Source organism: Streptomyces sp. EDA2-14, from assembly GCF_054963755.1.
Genome location: NZ_JBUEGE010000016.1, coordinates 117,587 through 137,590, shown reverse-complemented (window position 1 = coordinate 137,590; position 20,004 = coordinate 117,587). Strand labels below are relative to the sequence as shown.

The window sequence follows — 20,004 nt, the reverse complement described above, 5'->3', positions numbered from 1 at the left end:
GACGTTTGTGTTGATCATGGAGGAGCCACCGGTGGAGTTCGACGTCACGATCGAGATTCCGAAGGGATCGCGGAACAAGTACGAGGTCGACCACGAGTCCGGTCGCATCCGCCTCGACCGTCGCCTGTTCACGTCGACCGCCTACCCGACGGACTACGGCTTCGTCGAGGACACCCTCGGCGAGGACGGCGACCCGCTGGACGCCCTGGTCATCCTGGACGAGCCGACGTTCCCGGGCTGCCTCATCAAGTGCCGCGCGATCGGCATGTTCCGGATGACGGACGAGGCCGGCGGCGACGACAAGCTGCTGTGCGTCCCGGCGACGGACCCGCGGATGGAGCACCTGCGCGACATCCACCACGTGTCCGAGTTCGACCGCCTGGAGATCCAGCACTTCTTCGAGGTCTACAAGGACCTGGAGCCCGGCAAGTCCGTCGAGGGCGCCGACTGGGTCGGCCGTACCGAGGCCGAGGCCGAGATCGAGCGTTCCTACAAGCGCTTCCAGGACAACGGCGGCCACTGAGTCCCCTGCGTTCACCTGCGGGCCGCCCCCCTGGGGCGGCCCGTTCGCGTATCTGTGCGCATACTGAGGCGTACGTGCGGTACATGGATACGCAGCGATGTGAAGGGTGAGGAACGACAGAGGTGACGGAGCGGGAGTCCGAGGCCCCCGAGGACCGCAAGCCGCAGTCCGACGAGGCGCGCAGCGCGTTCACACAGCCGATCGGGATCATCACGCAGGCCCCGGTGGCCGACGAGGAGTCGTCGACCACTTCGGAGTTCGCGGTACCCAACGGGCTGAGCGTGCAGGCACCGGAGCCGGTGGACACGGAGGGCTCGGCGTTCACGCCGCCGCGGACGTACAGCGCCCGCGAGTCGCCGCCCGCGTTCACGCCGCCGCAGGGCATCCCCATGGTCAGGCTGACCAAGGAGGCGCCCTGGCAGGACCGGATGCGCACGATGCTGCGGTTGCCGGTCGCCGAGCGGCCCGCCCCCGAACTGGTGCAGAAGCACGACGAGGAGTCCGGCCCGGCCGTTCCTCGCGTGCTCGACCTGACGCTGCGTATCGGGGAGCTGCTGCTCGCCGGTGGTGAGGGCGCCGAGGACGTGGAGGCGGCGATGTTCGCCGTGTGCCGGTCCTACGGGCTCGACCGCTGCGAGCCGACGGTGACGTTCACCCTGCTGTCGATCAGCTTCCAGCCGTCCCTCGTGGACGACCCGGTGACGGCCTCGCGCACCGTGCGGCGCCGCGGCACCGACTACACCCGCCTCGCGGCCGTGTACCGGCTCGTCGACGACCTCAGCGACGAGGAGACCGAGGTCTCCCTGGAGGACGCCTACCGGCGCCTCGCGGAGATCCGCCGAAACCGGCACCCCTACCCCGGCTGGGCGCTCACCGCGGCGAGCGGGCTGCTCGCCGGTTCCGCCTCCATCCTGGTCGGCGGTGACCTGCTGGTGTTCGTCGTCGCCGCGATAGGCGCGATGCTCGGCGACCGCCTCGCGTGGCTCTGCGCGGGGCGTGGGTTCCCGGAGTTCTACCAGTTCACGGTGGCCGCGATGCCGCCCGCCGCGATGGGCATCGCGCTGACGCTCGCGCACAACTACGTGGATGTGAAGGCGTCCGCGGTGATCACCGGTGGACTGTTCGCGCTGCTTCCCGGGCGGGCCCTCGTGGCCGGTGTGCAGGACGGGCTGACCGGCTTCTACATCACGGCAGCCGCCCGCCTCCTGGAAGTCATGTACTTCTTCGTGGGCATCGTCATCGGCGTTCTGATCATGCTCTACGTGGGTGTGCAGCTGGACGCCCAGCTCGACCCGGAGGAGGCGTTGCAGAGCGTCGACCGGCCGGTCTGGCAGATCCTCGCGTCGATGTCGCTGTCGCTCGCGTTCGCCGTGCTGCTTCAGCAGGAGCGGGCGACGGTGATCGCCGTGACGCTCAACGGCGGCGTCGCGGGCGCGATCTTCGGGGCCCTGCACTACCAGGGCGAGATCTCGCCGGTGGCCGCCACGGCCGCGGCGGCGGGGCTCGTGGGCCTCTTCGGGCAGCTCTTCTCGCGGTACCAGTTCGCGTCGGCGCTGCCGTACGTGACGGCCGCGATCGGTCCGCTGCTGCCCGGTTCGTCGACGTACTTCGGTCTGCTGGCGATCGCCCACAGCGATGTGAACGGCGGGCTCACGTTCCTGGCCAAGGCGGCGGCGCTCGCCCTGGCCATCGCGATCGGGGTGAACCTCGGTGGCGAGGTCTCCCGCCTGTTCCTCCAGGGGCCGGGCGCCGCGGGACGGCGCGCGGCCAAGCGCACGAGGGGCTTCTAGGGCGCCGGGCCCGAAGGCCTGTCGCCCCGCCCTCGGGGTCTAGCGCTTCGCGTGCCGGCGACGGGTCGGCGCGGGCCGGTCCTCGCCGCTCTGCGCGGACCCGGCAGCCTCCTTCTTCGACTTGCCGCGGGCCCGCAGGAACTCGATCACGATCGGCACCACCGAGATCAGGACGATCAGGATCAGGATCGCCTCGATGTTCTTGTGCACGAACTCGATGTTGCCGAGCCAGGAGCCGAGCAGGGTGACGCCCGCGCCCCACAGCACGCCGCCGATCACGTTGAACGTGAGGAACGAGCGGTACTTCATGCCCGAGACGCCCGCGATGATCGGCGTGAACGTACGGACGATGGGCACGAAGCGGGCCAGGACCAGGGACTTGGGGCCGTGCTTCTCGAAGAACTCGTGCGCCTTGGTGACGTTCTCCTGCTTGAAGAGGCGGGAGTCGGGGCGCTTGAAGAGGGACGGTCCGACCTTCTTGCCGAACATGTAGCCCGCCTGGTCGCCCAGGATCGCGGCGAGGCAGATCAGCCCGATCGCCCCCCACAGCGGGAAGTCCAGCTGCTTCGAGGTGATCAGCAGGCCCGTGGTGAACAGCAGCGAGTCGCCGGGCAGGAAGAAGCCGATCAGCAGTCCCGACTCGGCGAACACAATGAGCAGCAGGCCCCAGATGCCGAACGTGTTCAGCAGATAGTCCGGGTCCAGCCAGCTTGGTCCAAGAGCAAGCGTCATCACGGGTCCGGACTCCTGAGGGGCTTGGGTGACAAAGGCAGGGCAAAGCAATGGCGGTGCAAAGTTATCAACGCCGATTTTCCCTGCCAGGTTCCAGTGGTCCCCTCAGGATGCACTGTGCGGAAACTGTGGCAAACCTGTCGTACGGACGTTTCAGGCAGCTCAGACGCCCCGGACCGCGTTGGCGTGGATCGCGTCACGCAGGTACTCCGCGACCCCCTCGCCCAGGGCGTCGTAGTGCGCCTTGAAGCGCTCGTCGTCCACGTACATGTCGCCGAAGCAGACATGCATCTCGTACGAGACCTCGAAGAACCACCGCGACTGGTGCGCGCGGTGCTCCTCGGCGAGGTCCATGGCCCGCTCGCCGTCCGCCGGCTCGCCGGAGGCGGCCAGGGCCGCGAGGCGCGCGTTCCAGTCGTCGATCTCGGCCCGCAGGCGCTGCCAGTCCTCCTTGGTGTAGGTCGCGGCCCGGCGCTGCGACTCGGCGTAGGCGTCCGTGTCGCCCCAGCGCTGCTGGGTCTCCTCCTCGTACCGGGCGGGGTCCTCGTCCCCGAAGACCTCGAAGCGCTCCTCGGGGGTGAGCCGGATTCCCATCTTCTGTGCCTCCATGGCGTGTTCGACGGCCTCCGCCATCTTCTTCAGCTTCTCGATGCGGACGGTCAGCAGTTCGTGCTGGCGCCGCAGGTGTGCGCGCGGATCGGAGTCCGGGTCGTCCAGCAGGGCCTGGATCTCGTCGAGCGGGAAACCGAGTTCCCGGTAGAACAGGACCTGCTGGAGCCGGTCGAGGTCGCCCTCGCCGTACCGGCGGTGGCCCGCCGTGCTGCGCTCGCCCGGGGCGAGCAGACCGATCTCGTCGTAGTGGTGCAGGGTGCGCACCGTGATCCCGGCGAACCGGGCGACCTGGCCGACGGAGTAGCTCATCCGCCGTACCTCCTTCCTCGTACGTCCTTCAGCTTGGGTCCTCACGTGACGTGAGGTGCAAGTCGATTGCTTCGGCGATTTCTCGGGGTGTTATGCGTTTTATGTCCGCTTAAAGTGGCGCCGTGAGCACGCATACGGAGACCGAGACGCCGCCCCCGCCCGCCGTGTCCGCCCGCACGCTGCTGCCGCTCGTGCTGCCCGCGCTGGTGGTGGGCGTCGCCTGCAGCGTGCTGTTCCTCGCGCTCGACTGGATCGCGGAGAAGCTGGCCGACCTGGTGTGGGAGGACCTGCCGGACGCCCTCGGCATCGGCGGCTACTCGGCGCTGTGGATCATCGTGATGCTCACCGTCACGGGCGTCCTCGTCGGGCTCGTGGTCTGGAAGGCACCCGGTCACGCGGGCCCCGACCCGGCGACGATGGGGCTCGGCGGCGAGGAGCCGCTGCCTCCGTACGTGCTGCCGGGGCTCGCGCTGGCCGCCGCGCTGATGCTGGCCGGCGGGCCGAGCCTGGGCCCGGAGAACCCGGTCATCGCGGTGAACGTGGGGCTCGCGTTCTGGCTCGGCAAGAAGCTGGTGCCGAAGTCGCCCGCGACGCTGTGGGTGAATCTGGCGACGGCGGCGACCGTGGGCGCCCTGTTCGGTACGCCGATCGCGGCAGCGCTGCTCGTCTCCGAGGGGCTGGCCGGGCGGCCGATGCCGCTGAAGGGCTCGCTGTGGGACAACATGTTCGGGCCACTTCTCGCGGCGGCCGCGGGCTCCATGACCACCGCCCTGATCGCCTCGCCCTCCTTCGACCTGGGACTGCCGCCGCTGAGCGATCCCGGCTGGGCGGACCTCCTGGCCGCGATCGTGGTCGCGTGCGCGGCCGCGGTGTTCGCGATGACCGCCGTGTACGCCTTCCCCTACGCGCACCGGGCCTTCGGCCGCCTCGGCCACCCGATGCTGATGCTTCCGCTGGGCGGCCTCGTGCTCGGCCTGCTCGGGGCGCTCGGCGGCGAACTGACGCTGTTCAAGGGCCTCGCGGAGGTCAAGGAGATCGCCGCGTCGCCGGACGGCTGGTCGGCCGGTGAGTTCGCCGTCATGACCGTGGTGAAGCTGGCCGCGCTGCTCATCGCCGCGACCTGCGGGTTCCGGGGCGGGCGGATCTTCCCCGCCGTGTTCGTGGGCGCGGCCTTCGGCCTGTTCGCACACGCGGCCGTGCCCGGCGTGAACCCGTCGGTCGGCATCGCGGCCGGTGTCCTCGGGGTGCTGCTCGCGGTCACCCGGCAGGGCTGGGTGAGCCTCTTCACGGCGGCCGTCCTGGTCGCGTCCCCCGCGATCATCGCGCTCATGTGCATCGCATCCTTGCCCGCTTGGCTGCTGGTGACGGGACGGCCGCAGATGCAACTGTCGAAGGACGGATCGGCGATCCGCTGAGCGTGTCGACAACCGCACAACCTCCCTTCCCTGCAAAGGAGTTGCCTCATGTCACCACTGCACCAGAGCCCCGCCGACCGCTACGGCAAGCCCGACGAGCGCCCGATCGCCGTCAACCCCTTCTACGGGGAGGCGAACCCGACGGCCGGGATGACGGACGCCCCGCCCAAGCACCGGCTGCCGAACGGTCCGCTCGCGCCCATGACCGCGTATCAGCTGGTCCGTGACGAGCTGATGCTGGACGGCAACGCGCGCCTCAACCTCGCCACCTTCGTCACCACGTGGATGGAGCCGCAGGCGGGCGTCCTCATGGGCGAGTGCCGGGACAAGAACATGATCGACAAGGACGAGTACCCGCGGACGGCGGAGCTGGAGCGGCGCTGCGTCGCCATGCTCGCCGAGCTGTGGAACGCGCCCGACCCGTCCACCGCCGTGGGCTGTTCGACCACCGGGTCGAGCGAGGCGTGCATGCTCGCGGGGATGGCGCTCAAGCGGCGCTGGGCGCTGAGGAACGCCGACCGCTATCCCTCGCGCGAGGCCCGCCCCAATCTCGTCATGGGCGTGAACGTGCAGGTCTGCTGGGAGAAGTTCTGCAATTTCTGGGAGGTGGAGGCCCGGCAGGTGCCGATGGAGGGCGACCGGTTCCACCTCGACCCGGCCGCCGCGGCGGAGCTGTGCGACGAGAACACGATCGGTGTCGTCGGCATCCTCGGCTCGACCTTCGACGGTTCGTACGAGCCGATCGCCGATCTGTGCGCGGCGCTCGACCAGCTGCAGGAGAAGACCGGCCTCGACATCCCGGTGCACGTGGACGGGGCCTCGGGCGCGATGGTGGCGCCGTTCCTCGACCCGGACCTGGTGTGGGACTTCCGGCTGCCGCGGGTGGCCTCGATCAACACGTCGGGCCACAAGTACGGGCTCGTCTACCCGGGCGTCGGCTGGGCGCTGTGGCGCGACGCGGAGGCCCTGCCGGAGGAGCTCGTCTTCCGGGTCAATTACCTGGGCGGCGACATGCCGACGTTCGCGCTCAACTTCTCGCGGCCGGGCGCCCAGGTCGTGGCGCAGTACTACACGTTCCTGCGGCTCGGGCGCGAGGGCTACCGGGCGGTGCAGCAGGCCACGCGGGACGTGGCACGGGGGCTCGCCGAGCGGATCGAGGCGCTGGGCGACTTCCGCCTCCTCACGCGCGGCGACGAGCTGCCGGTGTTCGCGTTCACCACGGCGCCGGACGTGAAGGCGTACGACGTGTTCGACGTGTCGCGGCGGCTGCGGGAGCAGGGGTGGCTGGTGCCCGCGTACACCTTCCCCGCGCACCGGGAGGATCTCGCGGTGCTGCGGGTGGTGTGCCGCAACGGCTTCTCGTCCGACCTGGCGGAGCTCCTGGTGGAGGACATCGACCGGCTCCTGCCGGAGCTGCGGAGCCAGCCGCACCCCGGTACGCGGGACAAAGGTGCGGCCACCGGGTTCCACCACTAGGAGGCGCCGGCTAGCGGCTCAGCCCCGCGAGCCTCCGTGCCGCCAGCGGGAAGAACACCGCCACGAGTCCCACCGGCCACGCCACCGCGAGCCACACCTCGTCCGCGCCGCCGGGGTTGCCGAAGAGGTGGCGGACCGAGGACGCCGTGGCCGACATCGGGTTCCACTCCACGACCGCGCCCAGCCAGTCCGGCATGGTCTGCGGCACCGCAAAGGCGTTGGAGAGGAACCCGACCGGCCACACGAGGATCTGCACGGCCTGCACCAGCTCCGGCCTGCCCGCCACCATGGCCAGCCAGATGCCGAGCCAGAGCATCGCGAAGCGCAGCAGGAGCAGCAGCCCGAAGGCCCCGGGGACCGCGCCGAACGAACCGTGCACCCGCCAGCCGAGCGCCAGGCCGACCCCGGCCATCACCACGACCGACGCCGCCGACTGCAGCATGTCCGCCACCGAACGGCCCACCAGGACCGCCCCGTTGGCCATCGGCATGGACCGGAACCGGTCGACCACCCCCTTGTTGAGGTCCTGCGTGATCGCCAGCATGGTCGACTCCAGGCCGAACGCCATGGTCAGCGCGAGCATGCCGGGGACGAGGAAGTCGACATAGTCCCCTTCAACGCCCTTGCCGCCCCCGATCAGGTAGCCGAACATCACGAGCAGCATCACGGGGAACACCAGGCCGACCACGACCTGCACCGGCTGCCGCCCCCAGTGGGCGAGTTCGCGCCGGGTCATCGTCCAGGAGTCCGTGACGGCCCAGCTCAGCGACGTACTCATGCGGGCACCTCCGTCAGGTGCAGGAACACCTCGTCGAGCGTCGGGCGGCGCAGCGCCACGTCCTCCGCCTCGACGCCGGTCTCCTGAAGGGTGCGTACGACGTCGGTGAGCGCGGCCATCCGGTCGTGCACCGGGGCACTCACCAGGCGGCGGTCGGCGTCGACCGTGGCGCCCGCGGGCAGCATCGCGGCCACCCGGGGCAGCTGCGCCGCGTCCCGGACCACGACGTCGATCCGGCCGCCGCCCAGCTTCGCCTTCAGCTCGTCCGGGGTGCCGTCCGCCACGACGCGGCCCCGGTCGACCACCGAGATCCGGTCGGCCAGCTGGTCCGCCTCCTCCAGGTACTGCGTGGTCAGCAGCACCGTCGTGCCGCCACCGACCAGTGAGCGCACCGCGTCCCAGACCTCGGCGCGGCCCCGCGGGTCGAGTCCGGTGGTCGGCTCGTCGAGGAAGAGGACCTCCGGGTCGGTGAGGAGCGACGCGGCGAGGTCGAGGCGGCGCCGCATGCCGCCGCTGTACGCCTTGACGGCCTTGCGGCCGGTGTCGGCCAGGCCGAAGCGGGCCAGGAGTTCGCCGGCCCGTACGCCCGCGCGCCGGGCGCCCAGGTGGTGCAGGCGGCCGAACATCTCCAGGTTCTGCCGACCGCTCAGCTCCTCGTCGAGCGCCGCGTGCTGGCCGAGCAGGCCGATGCGGCGGCGGACCTCGTCCGGGGCGCTCCGCACGTCGTGGCCCGCCACCTCGACGCGGCCCTCGTCGGGCCTGAGCAGGGTCGTCATGACGCGTACGGCGGTGGTCTTGCCCGCCCCGTTCGGCCCGAGCACGCCGTGCACGGTGCCGCGGCCCACCGTCAGGTCGAGCCCGTCGAGTGCCGCCTTCTCCCCGTACCGCTTCCGCACTTCCTCGGCGACGATCGCGTCCGTCATCCGGCTCCCTCCGTGACCAAACCCGTCGTAGTCAAACTTGACTAGGTGGGCGAAGGTAACCGAGGCACCTTCATTCGTCAAACTTGATTAGCGGTTCTTCCTCATGGCCTGCTCCCCCGCCGCGTAAGGGTTCTCCTGCCCCTCCGCGAGCACGCCGACGAAGGGTTCGCCCTCGCCCGCGAAGGTGTAGGCGCCGCCCTCGATGCGGGCGATCAGGCCCTTGGTCCACTGCGCGCCGGTGTCGGCCGAGAAGACCCAGTGGTTCATGATCTCGCCGATGTGGCCCAGCTGTTCGGGGCCTTCCTCGGGCGTGTAGTACTCCGTGACGGAGCGCCGCCACTCCTCCATGGCGCGCACCCGCTCCTTGAGCAGGCCCACGACCTCCTCGCGGGGCAGGTCCACCATGCAGCCGAGCGCCGCCGTGAGGATGTCGGGCCGCTGGTCGTACGAGGTCAGCGACGCACGGACCAGGGAGAGGTACTCCTCCTGCCCCTGGTCCGTCAGCTCGTACTCGGTGCGCGGCGGACCGCCGGCCGTCGAGGGCGCGATCTCATGGGCGCGCAGCAGTCCCTGCTTCGCCATCTGCTTGAGCGCGTGGTAGATCGAACCGGGCTTGGCGTTCGACCACTCGTGGGCGCCCCAGTACTCCAGGTCGTTGCGCACCTGATAGCCGTGCGCACGGCCGTGCTGACGCACGGCTCCGAGAACCAGGAGGCGGATCGCTGACATGCACTCCAGCCTAGAGCCCGGCAACCGCGGGACGTCACTGGTGGGCGAGTGCCACCAGCTCGAACGCCGTCTTCCCGTCCAGGGACTCGCGGACGATGTCGGCGTGGCCCGCGTGCCGCGCCGTCTCGCGGATCAGGTGCAGGCCGAGCCAGCGCAGCGAGACCTCCTGGCCGTCGGGGAACCAGGGCTCGTCCGGCAGGGGGAACGTGTCGTCGAGGCTGGGCGCCGCCCGGAAGAACTCCTCGGTGCGGCGGGCCACGTCCTCGTAGTAGGCGAGCACCGACGCCACCGTCTCGCCGTCCACCAGCTCGAACCCCTTGCCGTACGTCTCCGGGGTGCGCGCGACGTCGGGCGCGGTGCCGCCGGCGAGCGCGATCCAGCCCTGCTCCACCTCGGCGACGTGCTTGGCGATGCCGATCAGCGAGAGGGCGCTGGCGCTGGGCTTCGACGAGGCCTGCTCGTCGGTCAGGCCGAGCAAGGCCCGGCGGATGCCGCCGCGCTGCTCGGCGATGAAGGCGAGCAGCGCTCCGCGCTCGTCGCCACGGGCTTCGGGACTCACATGCATGACCATCGGGTGCCACCTCTCGTGTCGTCGTGTGCACGAACCTACGGGGCATCCAGGTCGGATCCTGGCCTGGACGCGGGGCGATGGGCCGATCGGGATTCGGCCAATTCCGCTGGCCGGATCATCACTTGGGCGCCGCACCCGGAAGGCCACGGGATGCTTCTTTTCTTGGTTCACGAGGGATTCGATCCGGACGGCCCGGCGCGGCCGATGGCTCGAAAAAACGTGGACGGTGGATGGCGCTCGCATGTAATGCGGGCACGGGGGCAGGCGCTTTCCGAGCTGTAACTGCGAGAACACCCCGCGTGCACGTGCATCTGCCCATGCATGGGAATTTGAACGCAGCTATGATCCTGGACAGTTGAGGCAGTTGATCACTGCTGTCTCGGCTTTCACATTGACCACAGAATCATTCACTGTTAGAGCACTGACAGCACCACCGGGGAGCGAACCGTGCACCACGTGTACAACGGCATGGCGGCCACGGAGTTGTACGGAGTGGTCTGGCAGAAGAGCAGGCACAGCAACTCACAGGGTTCCTGCGTGGAGTTCGCGAAGTTGCCCGGCGGAAGGGTCGCCGTGCGCAACTCGAACTTTCCGGAGGGTCCCGCGCTCGTCTATACGCCCGCGGAGATAGAAGCGATGCTCCTCGGCGTGAAGGACGGGGAATTCGACCATCTCGTGGCAGGGGCCTGACGCGGCGTCAAAACGCCTTCTTCACAACCGGAACAGCGCCCAGACGACCTTGCCGCACGGCGCTCCGGCGAGGGGATGCCAGCCCCAGCTGTCGGCAAAGGAGTCGACGAGGAACAGACCCCGCCCCGACTCGGCCGAGAAGTCGGAGAAGTCGGCGTCCACATCCACCTCTTGGGCGACCGGACTGTCGTCGCTGGGATCACGGACCGCGCACACCACGCGCGAGGACCAATGCATCAGATGCAGCCGCACGGGCGGCTCCGAACCGCGTGGGGTGTCCGCGGGAAGGCCGTGCCGCAGGGCATTGGTGACCAGTTCGGAGACGACGAGACAGATGTCGTCGAAACGCTCCAGGGCCTCCCAGTCGGCGAGCGTCCTGCGACTGAACTCGCGGGCACAGCGGACCGCTTCGTAGCGGGCGGGGAGAGCGCAGGACGCGGTACTGGAAACGGCCGAAGGGTCGACCGGCGGCAAGCCCCTTCTTAACGGCTCGAGCATGGTCGATCCATTCGTCCCCATGCGAGACACTCCCCAGTTTCGCAGTACACAGCAGCGAGCGGTGGTGGTGGCGCCATCGTTCCGAATGCGTACGGCGGATGCAAGGGCAGATGCACGTGCACGCGCCCGACTTGAGGGGCCCCGTACCGCTTCTCGTGCATTTCTTCCTACGCATACTTGCGCATCTACTTCGCGATCTTTCCGTTTCTGTAACCGAACGAGTACAGGCTGGAGCGTTTTGATGGCAGACTTCGGCCGTGGACCAATGGGGAGGATGAAGAGACGTGACGGCAGGGGAGGCTTGGGGGTCGCCCCAGGCGCTGAACTCTGGCGGGGGCTCGGTGGTGCGACGCATCCTGCTGGGCTCACAGCTGAGGCGCCTGAGGGAATCGCACGGGATCACCCGCGAGGCCGCCGGCTACTCGATTCGCGCCTCCGAATCGAAGATCAGCCGCATGGAGTTGGGACGGGTGAGCTTCAAGACGCGCGACGTGGCCGACCTGCTGACGCTGTACGGAGTGGACGACGAGGCCGAGCGCTCCGCCCTGCTCTCCCTCGCCAAGGAGGCCAACGTCGCGGGCTGGTGGCACAGCTACAGCGACATCCTGCCCGGCTGGTTCCCCACCTACCTCGGCCTCGAAGGCGCGGCGACGCAGATCCGCGGCTACGAGGCCCAGTTCGTGCACGGACTGCTGCAGACCGAGGGGTACGCCCACGCGGTCGTCGAGCAGGGCATGAAGGGCTCCTCGCGCGAGGACATCGAGCGGCGGGTCGCACTGCGCATCGAGCGGCAGAAGCTCCTGGTCGCCGAGCGGGCGCCGGAGGTGCACATCGTGCTCGACGAGGCCACCGTGCGGCGCGTGCAGGGTGGACCCGAGGTGATGCGCGGGCAGCTGGAGCACCTCATCGAGCTGGCCTCGCTTCCCCAACTGACCCTGCAGATCATGCCGTTCAGCCACGGCTGGCACCCCGGCGAATCCGGCACGTTCACCATTCTCACGTTCCCGGAGTCCGACCTTTCGGACGTCGTCTTTCTCGAACAGCTCACCAGTGCGCTGTATTTGGACAAGCGCGAGGACGTCACGCAGTACGAGAAGGCGATGACGGATCTCTCCTCCCAGTGCCCTTCACCCGAAGACAGTGTGCGACTGCTGCACAACGCTCTGTCCGAATTGGGTTGAGCATTCTGTGAGTTGACGGATCTCTTGCCGCGCCTCGTGCTACTCGCCCGTACGATGACGTCACATCAGAGGTGCCCGGCGCTGCAGCAAGGGATTACATGTCCTACTTCACGGAACTGGACCGGCAATACATCGACGGCTCGTGGCGTCCCGGACGCGGTGCGTGGGACATCATCGACTTCAATCCGTACAACGGGGACAAGCTCGCCTCCATAACGGTCGCATCGGTCGAGGAGGTCGACGAGGCGTACCGCGCCGCCGAGCGGGTCCAGAAGGACTGGGCGAAGACCAACGCGTACGCGCGCCGCGCCGTCTTCGAGCGCGCCCTGCGCCTCCTGGAGGAGCGCGAGGCCGAGTTCACCGAGGCGATCATCGACGAGCTCGGTGGTACGCGGGTCAAGGCCGGCTTCGAGCTGCACCTCGCCAAGGAGTTCCTGCGCGAGTCGGTCCAGCTGACGCTGCGCCCGCGCTGCACCGTGATCCCCTCCCCGGTGGACGGCAAGGAGAACCGGCTCTACCGGGTGCCGGTCGGGGTGGTGGGCGTGATCTCGCCCTTCAACTTCCCGTTCCTGCTGTCGCTGAAGTCCGTCGCCCCCGCGCTCGCGCTCGGCAACGGCGTCGTCCTCAAGCCGCACCAGAACACCCCGATCACGGGTGGCTCGCTGATCGCGAAGCTCTTCGAGGACGCGGGCCTTCCGGCGGGTCTGCTCAACGTGGTGATCACCGACATAGCCGAGATCGGCGACGCCTTCCTGACCCACCCCGTGCCGAAGGTCATCTCCTTCACCGGCTCCGACCAGGTCGGCAGGCACGTCGGCACGGTCTGCGCCGCGCAGTTCAAGCAGGCGATCCTCGAACTCGGCGGCAACAGCGCGCTGACCGTGCTCGACGACGCCGACATCGACTACGCGGTGGACGCCGCGGTCTTCAGCCGGTACGTCCACCAGGGCCAGGTCTGCATGGCCGCGAACCGGATCCTCGTGGACCGCAAGGTGGAGAAGGAGTTCACGGCGAAGTTCGTGGCGAAGGTCGGCTCGCTGAAGGCGGGCGACCCGCGCGACCCGGACACCGTCATCGGCCCGGTCATCAACTCCACGCAGGCGGACGCGATCTCCGGCGTCGTCTCCACGGCGGTCGCGGAGGGCGCCACCGCGCTCGTGCGCGGCAGCGTGGACGGGAACCTGGTCGAGCCGGTCGTGCTCACCGGGCTGCCCACCGACTCCCCCGTCCTACGCCAGGAGATCTTCGGTCCCGTCGCGCTCCTCATCCCGTTCGACGGGGACGAGGAGGCGGTGCGGATCGTCAACGACACCCCGTACGGGCTGAGCGGCGCCGTGCACACGGGCGACGTGGAGCGCGGGGTGGCCTTCGCCCAGCAGATCGACACCGGCATGTTCCACGTGAACGACGGGACGGTGCACGACGAGCCGCTCGTCGCCTTCGGCGGGCAGAAGCAGTCGGGGGTCGGCCGGCTCAACGGCGAGGCGACGCTGGAGGCGTTCACCGCGCAGAAGTGGATATCGGTGCAGCGGGGGCGCTCGCAGTTCCCGTTCTAGTGGGGGAAGTCGTGCACATCAGGAACGTACGGATCGCCGCAGGAACCCTGGCCGTCGTGGCGGCGCTCGCCGTGAGCGGGTGCAGCGGCGGCGGGGGTGACGACGGCAAGGACCGGAGCAAGGGCACGGAAACGGGCGGGGACGCGGGCGCGCCCTCGGATGGCGGTTCATCCGCCTCGTCCGATTCCGGGTCCGGGTCCGATTCCGGGTCCGATTCCGGGTCCGGTTCGGGGTCCGGTTCGGGGTCCGGTTCGGTGAAGGATGCCGAGGGCGTCTGGAAGGCGTCCGCGGGCGGCAAGCCCGTCGTCCTCGTCGTCGGCGCCGAGCAGGCCGCGCTGACCACCTCCGACGGGCACCTGTGCACCGGGACCGTGGCCGGCTCCGGCAGACCGGCGCTGTCGCTCAGGTGCGCGGACGGGAACACGGACCGGACGAAGGGCTCGGTCGAGTCCAACGACGGCAGCACCATGCGGATCTCGTGGGGTGCGGGCCGGCAGGACACGTTCAAGAAGACGAAGGGCGACAAGCTGCCGACCGACCTGCCCAGCGGCCTCCCGACGAACTGAGCCACGGGCCACGGGCCACGGGCGGGCCGGGGCCGACGACGTCACCGGCTGTCGGTGGACTCCCGTGTCATCGGCGGCACGTCGGTGTCGAGCGCGTCGGAGAGCTCCTCCAGCGTTTCGAGGAACAGGGTCGCCCCGCGCCGCACCACCCGGTCAGGGACGCCCTCGCCGTCCCAGGCGTCGAGGGCCTCACGGACCGGTTTCCAGCGCGGGATGCGGCGCTCGCGGATGGCGGTGGCGCCGTCGCGCGTCGCGGTGCGCAGCGCGTCGGCGAGCGCGGCCGCCGCGGGCACCGGGGTCGCGCCGCGCTCCGGCAGGTGCGCCTCCATCAGCATCACGACGCGGCCGATGTGGTGCAGCGCGTGCGCGGCGTCGTCGGCCGCGGCGTTGGACAGGCCGCGGTGGCGTACGGGTTCGGTCTTGGCGCGGGCCGCGGCCTGCTCCCAGGCGATGTGCGCGTCACGGGCCTTCAGGAGGGCTTCGCGCACGTCCGGGCAGCTCTTGCCCGCCGGGCTCGCGTAGTGGCCGACGACCGCGGCGGCGTACTCGCCGAGCGCGACGAGCCAGTCGGCGAGCCGGGTGCGCAGCCGCGGCGTCTCCCAGGCCGGGTACAGGGCGTACGACAGCATGGCCAGCACGCCGCCGACCAGCGTCAGCACGACGCGCTCGGGGACCGTCTGGCTCCACTCCTGGCCGCCCATGCCGAGCAGGAACACGACGTACATGGCGACGCAGGCCTGGGCCGCGAGCTGTCCCGTGCGCATCAGCAGGTACATCAGCGCGGCGCACACCACGGCGAACAGTGCGGAGAGGTACGTGCCGGGGTGCGCGAGCTGCAGGATCGCGGTCGCCAGGGTGACGCCGACGAGCGTGCCGCCGAAGCGGGCGACCGCGCGTGAGTACGTCTGCGAGAAGTCGGGCCGCATGACCATCACGGCCGACATCGGCGCCCAGTAACCGTGCCCGAAGGGCAGCACCTCCCCGAACAGATACCCGGCGACGGCCACCGCGGCCACCCGGTTCGCATGCCGCAGCACCGGCGACCCCGGCCTCGCCTCCCGCCGAATGGCCCGCACGGCCACAGGCAGCAAATGAAACACACTGGGCCGCCGCAACGGCCGAGCCGGAGCCGGGGTGAGCGTCTCAAGCCCCGCCGACGCTTGAGACGTCGGGACGGCTCCCGTGTCGGCCGACTCCGGCAAATCAAGCCCCTGCGGCGATTGAGCAGCGGGGTCCGGGGCAGAGCCCCGAGACGTGACGGGGGCGGCCGACCGATGCCGATCTCCAAGCCCCGCCGGCGATTGAGGCGCGGGGTCCGGGGCGGAGCCCCGTGACGTGGGGACGGCTCCCGTGTCGTCGGAGGGCCGCACCCCACCCGCCGTCTCCAGCACATCCCGCAACAGCGACCCCAAACGGGTGGCCGCCCGCTGCGGCGGCCCCGAAAGAATCGCCCCCGTATCCGGCGTCCGGAACACGGCAATCGCATCCGGCGGAACCTTCACCGGCGACCCATGCCGAATCGCCCGCGCCGCCGCATCAAGAATCGCCCCCGCGGCAGCGAGCAGCTCCCGCACCCGATCCCGCTCGGGCCCCTCCTCCGGCACCCCGACCGCCGGATCGGCCAGCGAGGCGAGCACCGGCCGGATCCGCTCGGCAAGCCCCCGCGCCCCGTGCAGCTGCGCGGGCCGAGTACGCGCCTGGCGGGGCGTGAGCGCGGCAGCGTTCCGCGCCAGCATCAGCGGCTCGGGATCGAACGCGGCGACCGGATCATGGCGGAGCCGACGCGCATAGTCGGCCTCGGCGGCGAGCGCGTCGGCGAGGGCGTCGCGGTGCGCTCCCCATCGTCGTACGGGAAAGAGGACCACCAGCGCCGCCTGGACCAGGCCGCCGAAGGCCATCATCGCCGCGTGGCCCGCCGCCTCGGCGATCGTCGTCGGCAGGGTGATGGTGACGAGCATCATCGCGACGTTCGACGACGCCATGATGCCGATGGTCGGCCCCGCCGCCCACGCGAGCCCCGCGAGATACGTCCACAGCGCGAGCAGCGGCAGGAAGAGGAGCAGGTGGGAGCCGGTGAGATAGCCGAGGAACGTGGAGATGCCGAGGCTCGCGCCGGAGGCGAGCGCCAGTTCGGGCCGCGGCCGCCAACTGCGCTGGAACGTGGCGATCGCGGCCTGGAACGCGCCGAACGCGGAACCGGCCGCCACCGCCGGGCCGAACAGCGACAGGCTGACGGCGAGCACGATCGCGAGCCCCGCGGCGCCGCGCAGGGCGATCAACGGTTCGAGGCGCTTGCGCTCCACGGTCAGGCCCGAGCGCGTGGTCACCTTCAACGCCCGGAACCAGCTCATTTCGCCAGAATACGGGCATTGCTCCTTCCCGGATCGCCCGGGTTCACCCGTCGAGCCGGGCCCGCTGCGCCGCCGCGACGCCCTCTTCCCAGCCCGCGCCGTCGGTGACGCCCCTCATCCGCGTCGTCACGGTCGCCGGGAACATCTCCTCGGCCCGCCCCGTGACGGCCGCGTCCCGCGCCGCGAGCACCGGCAGCACCTCCCCCGCCGATTCCCCCACCGAGCCCGTGACCTGCTCGGTGACCGCGGCGAGCCGGTCCCCGATCCGGTGCGCGTACGCGGCGAGGAACGACTGCCGGAAGGTCTTCGTACGCTTGCGGCCGCCCGCCCGCTGCTCGGCCTCCGCACGCGTCATCGCGGCCGTGGCCTGCACGAGCAGCGACGTGTGAAGGACCTCGACCACCTCCAGGTCGGGCTCGAAGCCGACCACGGTCGAGAATCCGAACGCCGAGTTCCACACCGCGCGACAGCGGTTCGCCGTGGCCACCGCGTCGAGGAGCACCGCCTTCGCCGTCTCGTAGGGGGCGTCGACGCCGATCCGGCAGGCGGCGGGCGCGTCCTTCGCGTGCGTACGGGAGGCGAGCAGCGCCTCGTCGACCGAGTGCCGGGCCATCAGCTCCTGCGCCTTCGCCGACAGCGCCTCCGCCTCCGGCGGGTACCCGGTCCGCTCCGCCTTGGCGAGCAGCGCGCGGATCCGCGCCAGGGCCCGCGGCTCCCCCGCCACGGGCACGGTGATCGACTCCCCCGGCACCGGGCCGACCGGCTCGATCGCCGGCAGCCGTGCAAGGAGCCGGTACAGCTCAAGGGCGGTGGTGGCGGACGAGAAGCGGTCCGCGCGCACGGGTTCCGCCGCCGGCAGCTCGGCGAGCTGGGCGGTCCAGCGCGGCGGCAGGCGCTCGTAACGCTCGGTCTCCGTGCGGATCAGTCGCGCCACGAGCCGTTCGTGGGCCGCGTCCAGGCCCTCGTCCCGTACGACCATCCGCAGCACGTCGGCCGGCTGCCAGCCGCGCTCCCACGCGCGCCGCACGAACTCCCGCCCGCGCAGCGCGAGTTCAGCGTCGGCGGACGGGTCGGCGGCGAGCAGTGACGCACCGGTGTCGAGGTCGCCGCCGTCGTGGAGGGCGGCGGCGAAGGCCCGCTCGACCGTGCTGTCACTGCTCGTACCGCTCATACGGCAATGATCCCAGCCCGTCCCAGCCCTACGAGGTCAGGGACTCCACGATCAGCTCGGTGGCCCGCGCCACCAGCGGGCTGTCGCCCTCGGTGTCCTTGTCCTTGCCCGGCTTCGTCGACAGGACCGACAGGACGACCGGCGCCCCGTCGGGCGTCCAGGCGATGCCGACGTCGTTGGCGGTGCCGTACCTGCCCGTGCCGGTCTTGTCGCCGACCAGCCAGTCGGCGGGCAGCGCCTTGCGGAACCGTTCGCCGCTGGTGGTGTTGGCGAGCAGCCAGCGGGTCACCCGCTCGCGGTCGGCCGGGGCGAGGGCGCGGCCGAGGACCAGGCGCGCGTACGTGGTGCCGATGGCGCGGGGTGTGGAGGTGTCGGTGACACGCCCCGGCTCGGCCGAGTTCAGGTCGGGCTCCCAGCGGTCGAGCCGGGTCGTGCGGTCGCCGATGGAGCGGACGAAGCGGGTGACGGCGGTGGGGCCGCCGAGGTGCTCCATCAGGAGATTGGCCGCGGTGTTGTCGCTGTACGAGATCGCGGCGCCGCACAGTTCCTCGACGGTCATGCCGTGCGCGAGGTTCTCCGGCTTCCCGGTGACCGGGGCGCCGACCGCGCGGTCGATGTCGGCCTGCGTGTAGTGGACGCGGCGGGCCAGGAACTCGCCGTCCTTGTCGAGGTCGCGCAGCACGGCGGCGACGGCGAGCGTCTTGAACGTGGAGCACATCGGGAAGCGCTCACCGGCGCGGTACGAGACTGTGCGCCCGGTGCTGAGGTCGTGCGCGAACACGCCGAGGCGGGCGTCGTGCCGGCGCTCCAGGGCGGCGAAGCGGCGGCCACCGGCGGACTCGGCGCGGGCGGCGCCGGTCGCCGCGTGGGCGGTGGCGGTCCCGGTGAGCGCGGTGGCGCCGAGGGCGGTCGCGGTGGTCAGTATGGCGCGGCGGGTGGTGGACACGGTGGGAGTTGGCCCCTTCTGAGCGAGGACGGTCTTTCCGACCCGTACGAGTACGACGACGATCTTTCCGCCCCATACGGTTGCGTGCGTGCACCTCATACGGTGACGAGCCCTCACCTCGTACGGCTGCGAGCTTCACCCCCGTACGGCCGGAGCTTCACCCCCGTACGGCCGCGAGCTTCATCCCCGTACGGCCGCGAGCTTCACCTCGTACGACGACGGTCTCCCGACCCTCACGACGACGCCTCTCGATCCTCACCCCGCCGAGATGCCGGACGCCTCCGCGACATGCGAGGCTCGGGGGCATGAGAGTGGCACTGGCGCAGACCGACTGCGAACTCGGCGACGTGGACGCCAACCTGGAGACGGCCCGCGAGCAGATCGCGCAGGCCAAGGGCCAGGGGGCGGACCTGGTCGTCTTTCCCGAACTGAGCCTGCACGGCTATCACCTGGGCGGCCTGAAGTCGGACACGTCGATCGCCACGAACGACCCGCGCCTGCTCGGCCTCACGTCCCCGGACGACCCGCATTCCCCGGACGTCATGGTGGGCCTGCACGAACACACCAGCCTGCGCGCGTACAACACCTCCGCCTACTACTCGGGCGGCGCCCTGCTGCACGCTCACCGCAAGCTGTACCTCCCGAACTACCTGGCCTGGGAGGAGCGCAAGCACGTCAGCCCCGGCCAGCACGCACGCGCGTACGACCTGCCGCGCGACCACGGCCGGGCCGCGACGCTGGTCTGCAACGACGCGTGGCAGCCGGTGCTGCCCTGGGTCTCGGTGCAGGACGGCGCGGAGGTCCTGTTCGTGCCCGCGAACAGCGCGGCGACGCTCGACCCGGAGGCCATGGACACGACCCTGTACTGGGACACGCTCCTCTCCTACACGGCGAAGATGCTCCAGTGCTGGGTCGTCTTCGTGAACCGCGTCGGCAACGAGAACGGGGCGTCCTTCTGGGGCGGCTCCCGCGTCGTCGACCCGCGCGGCACGGTGGTGGCGCAGGCGCCGCAGTGGGAGCCGGGTCTGGTGACGGTCGACATCGACGTGCACGAGGCGCGCCGCCAGCGCAGGGCGGTCCCCTTGGTGGCGGAGGCGCGCCTCGGGTTGATCGACCGGGAGGTCCGCCGCCTGATCGACGAGGGCGGCGACAGCTAGGCGGAGCAGCGCCCCGAGACCGCAACGCCG

Annotated in this window: 18 protein-coding genes and 1 pseudogene; 9 read left to right on the top strand and 10 right to left on the bottom strand. The window is 70.6% G+C overall.

What is annotated here, in order from left to right:
* Positions 1 to 31 precede the first annotated feature (31 nt).
* Together ACY34M_RS30705 and ACY34M_RS30700 are read left to right on the top strand one after the other, a co-directional pair.
* Positions 32 to 523, top strand: coding sequence for an inorganic diphosphatase (locus ACY34M_RS30705; RefSeq protein ID WP_457481625.1), 492 nt, complete (start codon positions 32 to 34; stop codon positions 521 to 523).
* A gap of 122 nt (positions 524 to 645) precedes the next feature.
* A complete protein-coding gene (locus ACY34M_RS30700; protein WP_462721541.1) occupies positions 646 to 2,313 on the top strand; it encodes a threonine/serine exporter family protein in 1,668 nt (555 codons plus the stop codon).
* Between the two features lie 72 nt (positions 2,314 to 2,385).
* Here ACY34M_RS30700 and ACY34M_RS30695 read toward each other — a convergent pair.
* Together ACY34M_RS30695 and ACY34M_RS30690 are read right to left on the bottom strand one after the other, a co-directional pair.
* Positions 2,386 to 3,048: pseudogene (locus tag ACY34M_RS30695) on the bottom strand (DedA family protein); the annotation flags it as partial.
* Between the two features lie 159 nt (positions 3,049 to 3,207).
* Entirely contained in the window at positions 3,208 to 3,966 is a 759-nt protein-coding gene (locus ACY34M_RS30690; RefSeq protein WP_462721542.1) for a MerR family transcriptional regulator, read from the bottom strand.
* A gap of 122 nt (positions 3,967 to 4,088) precedes the next feature.
* Here ACY34M_RS30690 and ACY34M_RS30685 point away from each other — a divergent pair, with 122 nt between their 5' ends.
* Complete coding sequence (locus tag ACY34M_RS30685; protein ID WP_462721543.1) at positions 4,089 to 5,381, top strand: ion channel protein; 1,293 nt, start codon at positions 4,089 to 4,091, stop codon at positions 5,379 to 5,381.
* A 48-nt stretch (positions 5,382 to 5,429) separates the two neighbouring features.
* Positions 5,430 to 6,857, top strand: a complete 1,428-nt coding sequence (locus ACY34M_RS30680) for a glutamate decarboxylase (protein WP_462721544.1) — start codon at positions 5,430 to 5,432, stop codon at positions 6,855 to 6,857.
* A 10-nt stretch (positions 6,858 to 6,867) separates the two neighbouring features.
* Here the strand turns inward: ACY34M_RS30680 and ACY34M_RS30675 are convergent, their stop codons facing one another.
* From ACY34M_RS30675 to ACY34M_RS30660, 4 genes are all read right to left on the bottom strand, one after another.
* Complete coding sequence (locus tag ACY34M_RS30675) at positions 6,868 to 7,635, bottom strand: ABC transporter permease (protein WP_462721545.1); 768 nt, start codon at positions 7,633 to 7,635, stop codon at positions 6,868 to 6,870.
* Positions 7,632 to 8,558 carry an ATP-binding cassette domain-containing protein gene (locus ACY34M_RS30670; RefSeq protein ID WP_462721546.1) on the bottom strand — a complete coding sequence of 309 codons (927 nt, stop codon included), beginning with the start codon at positions 8,556 to 8,558 and terminating at the stop codon, positions 7,632 to 7,634. Before ACY34M_RS30670 ends, ACY34M_RS30675 begins: the two co-directional genes overlap by 4 nt.
* A gap of 87 nt (positions 8,559 to 8,645) precedes the next feature.
* The gene (locus ACY34M_RS30665) at positions 8,646 to 9,287 is read right to left on the bottom strand and encodes a PadR family transcriptional regulator (RefSeq protein WP_462721547.1); all 642 of its coding nucleotides are present in this window, start codon (positions 9,285 to 9,287) and stop codon (positions 8,646 to 8,648) included.
* Positions 9,288 to 9,321: 34 nt separating this feature from the next.
* Positions 9,322 to 9,858, bottom strand: a complete 537-nt coding sequence (locus ACY34M_RS30660; protein WP_462721548.1) for a DinB family protein — start codon at positions 9,856 to 9,858, stop codon at positions 9,322 to 9,324.
* Between the two features lie 447 nt (positions 9,859 to 10,305).
* On the opposite strand from ACY34M_RS30660, the gene ACY34M_RS30655 reads away from it, so the two are divergent.
* On the top strand, positions 10,306 to 10,548 hold the full coding sequence (locus tag ACY34M_RS30655) for a DUF397 domain-containing protein (RefSeq protein WP_462721549.1): 243 nt from the start codon (positions 10,306 to 10,308) through the stop codon (positions 10,546 to 10,548).
* A 21-nt stretch (positions 10,549 to 10,569) separates the two neighbouring features.
* On the opposite strand, the gene ACY34M_RS30650 is transcribed toward ACY34M_RS30655, so the two are convergent.
* A complete protein-coding gene (locus ACY34M_RS30650; RefSeq protein ID WP_462721550.1) occupies positions 10,570 to 11,067 on the bottom strand; it encodes an ATP-binding protein in 498 nt (165 codons plus the stop codon).
* A 263-nt stretch (positions 11,068 to 11,330) separates the two neighbouring features.
* Between ACY34M_RS30650 and ACY34M_RS30645 the strand changes: the two genes are divergently transcribed.
* From ACY34M_RS30645 to ACY34M_RS30635, 3 genes are all read left to right on the top strand, one after another.
* Positions 11,331 to 12,227 (top strand): helix-turn-helix domain-containing protein, encoded by an 897-nt coding sequence (locus ACY34M_RS30645; RefSeq protein WP_462721551.1) that lies wholly within the window; start codon positions 11,331 to 11,333, stop codon positions 12,225 to 12,227.
* A 98-nt stretch (positions 12,228 to 12,325) separates the two neighbouring features.
* Positions 12,326 to 13,783: an aldehyde dehydrogenase family protein gene (locus ACY34M_RS30640; RefSeq protein ID WP_462721552.1), complete on the top strand. Its 1,458-nt coding sequence runs from the start codon at positions 12,326 to 12,328 to the stop codon at positions 13,781 to 13,783.
* 11 nt (positions 13,784 to 13,794) lie between these two features.
* The gene (locus ACY34M_RS30635) at positions 13,795 to 14,349 is read left to right on the top strand and encodes a hypothetical protein (protein ID WP_462721553.1); all 555 of its coding nucleotides are present in this window, start codon (positions 13,795 to 13,797) and stop codon (positions 14,347 to 14,349) included.
* A gap of 41 nt (positions 14,350 to 14,390) precedes the next feature.
* On the opposite strand, the gene ACY34M_RS30630 is transcribed toward ACY34M_RS30635, so the two are convergent.
* From ACY34M_RS30630 to bla, 3 genes are read right to left on the bottom strand one after another with little or no spacing between them, the layout of a single operon-like run.
* Positions 14,391 to 16,700, bottom strand: coding sequence for an FUSC family protein (locus tag ACY34M_RS30630; protein WP_462721554.1), 2,310 nt, complete (start codon positions 16,698 to 16,700; stop codon positions 14,391 to 14,393).
* A 43-nt stretch (positions 16,701 to 16,743) separates the two neighbouring features.
* Complete coding sequence (locus ACY34M_RS30625; RefSeq protein WP_462721555.1) at positions 16,744 to 17,871, bottom strand: DUF2786 domain-containing protein; 1,128 nt, start codon at positions 17,869 to 17,871, stop codon at positions 16,744 to 16,746.
* Positions 17,872 to 17,899: 28 nt separating this feature from the next.
* Complete coding sequence (gene bla / locus ACY34M_RS30620) at positions 17,900 to 18,817, bottom strand: class A beta-lactamase (protein ID WP_462721556.1); 918 nt, start codon at positions 18,815 to 18,817, stop codon at positions 17,900 to 17,902.
* Positions 18,818 to 19,122: 305 nt separating this feature from the next.
* Between bla and ACY34M_RS30615 the strand changes: the two genes are divergently transcribed.
* Complete coding sequence (locus ACY34M_RS30615; protein ID WP_462721557.1) at positions 19,123 to 19,974, top strand: nitrilase-related carbon-nitrogen hydrolase; 852 nt, start codon at positions 19,123 to 19,125, stop codon at positions 19,972 to 19,974.
* Positions 19,975 to 20,004: the final 30 nt, after the last annotated feature.

What these genes read in the sequence shown, in the direction of transcription:
- ACY34M_RS30690 (WP_462721542.1), bottom strand. Translation starts at nt 3,966, where the DNA reads ATGAGCTACTCCGTCGGCCAGGTCGCCCGGTTCGCCGGGATCACGGTG.
- ACY34M_RS30660 (WP_462721548.1), bottom strand. Translation starts at nt 9,858, where the DNA reads ATGGTCATGCATGTGAGTCCCGAAGCCCGTGGCGACGAGCGCGGAGCG.
- ACY34M_RS30670 (WP_462721546.1), bottom strand. Translation starts at nt 8,558, where the DNA reads ATGACGGACGCGATCGTCGCCGAGGAAGTGCGGAAGCGGTACGGGGAG.
- ACY34M_RS30615 (WP_462721557.1), top strand. Translation starts at nt 19,123, where the DNA reads ATGAGAGTGGCACTGGCGCAGACCGACTGCGAACTCGGCGACGTGGAC.
- ACY34M_RS30675 (WP_462721545.1), bottom strand. Translation starts at nt 7,635, where the DNA reads ATGAGTACGTCGCTGAGCTGGGCCGTCACGGACTCCTGGACGATGACC.
- ACY34M_RS30650 (WP_462721550.1), bottom strand. Translation starts at nt 11,067, where the DNA reads ATGGGGACGAATGGATCGACCATGCTCGAGCCGTTAAGAAGGGGCTTG.
- ACY34M_RS30625 (WP_462721555.1), bottom strand. Translation starts at nt 17,871, where the DNA reads ATGAGCGGTACGAGCAGTGACAGCACGGTCGAGCGGGCCTTCGCCGCC.
- ACY34M_RS30665 (WP_462721547.1), bottom strand. Translation starts at nt 9,287, where the DNA reads ATGTCAGCGATCCGCCTCCTGGTTCTCGGAGCCGTGCGTCAGCACGGC.
- ACY34M_RS30680 (WP_462721544.1), top strand. Translation starts at nt 5,430, where the DNA reads ATGTCACCACTGCACCAGAGCCCCGCCGACCGCTACGGCAAGCCCGAC.
- ACY34M_RS30630 (WP_462721554.1), bottom strand. Translation starts at nt 16,700, where the DNA reads ATGAGCTGGTTCCGGGCGTTGAAGGTGACCACGCGCTCGGGCCTGACC.
- ACY34M_RS30640 (WP_462721552.1), top strand. Translation starts at nt 12,326, where the DNA reads ATGTCCTACTTCACGGAACTGGACCGGCAATACATCGACGGCTCGTGG.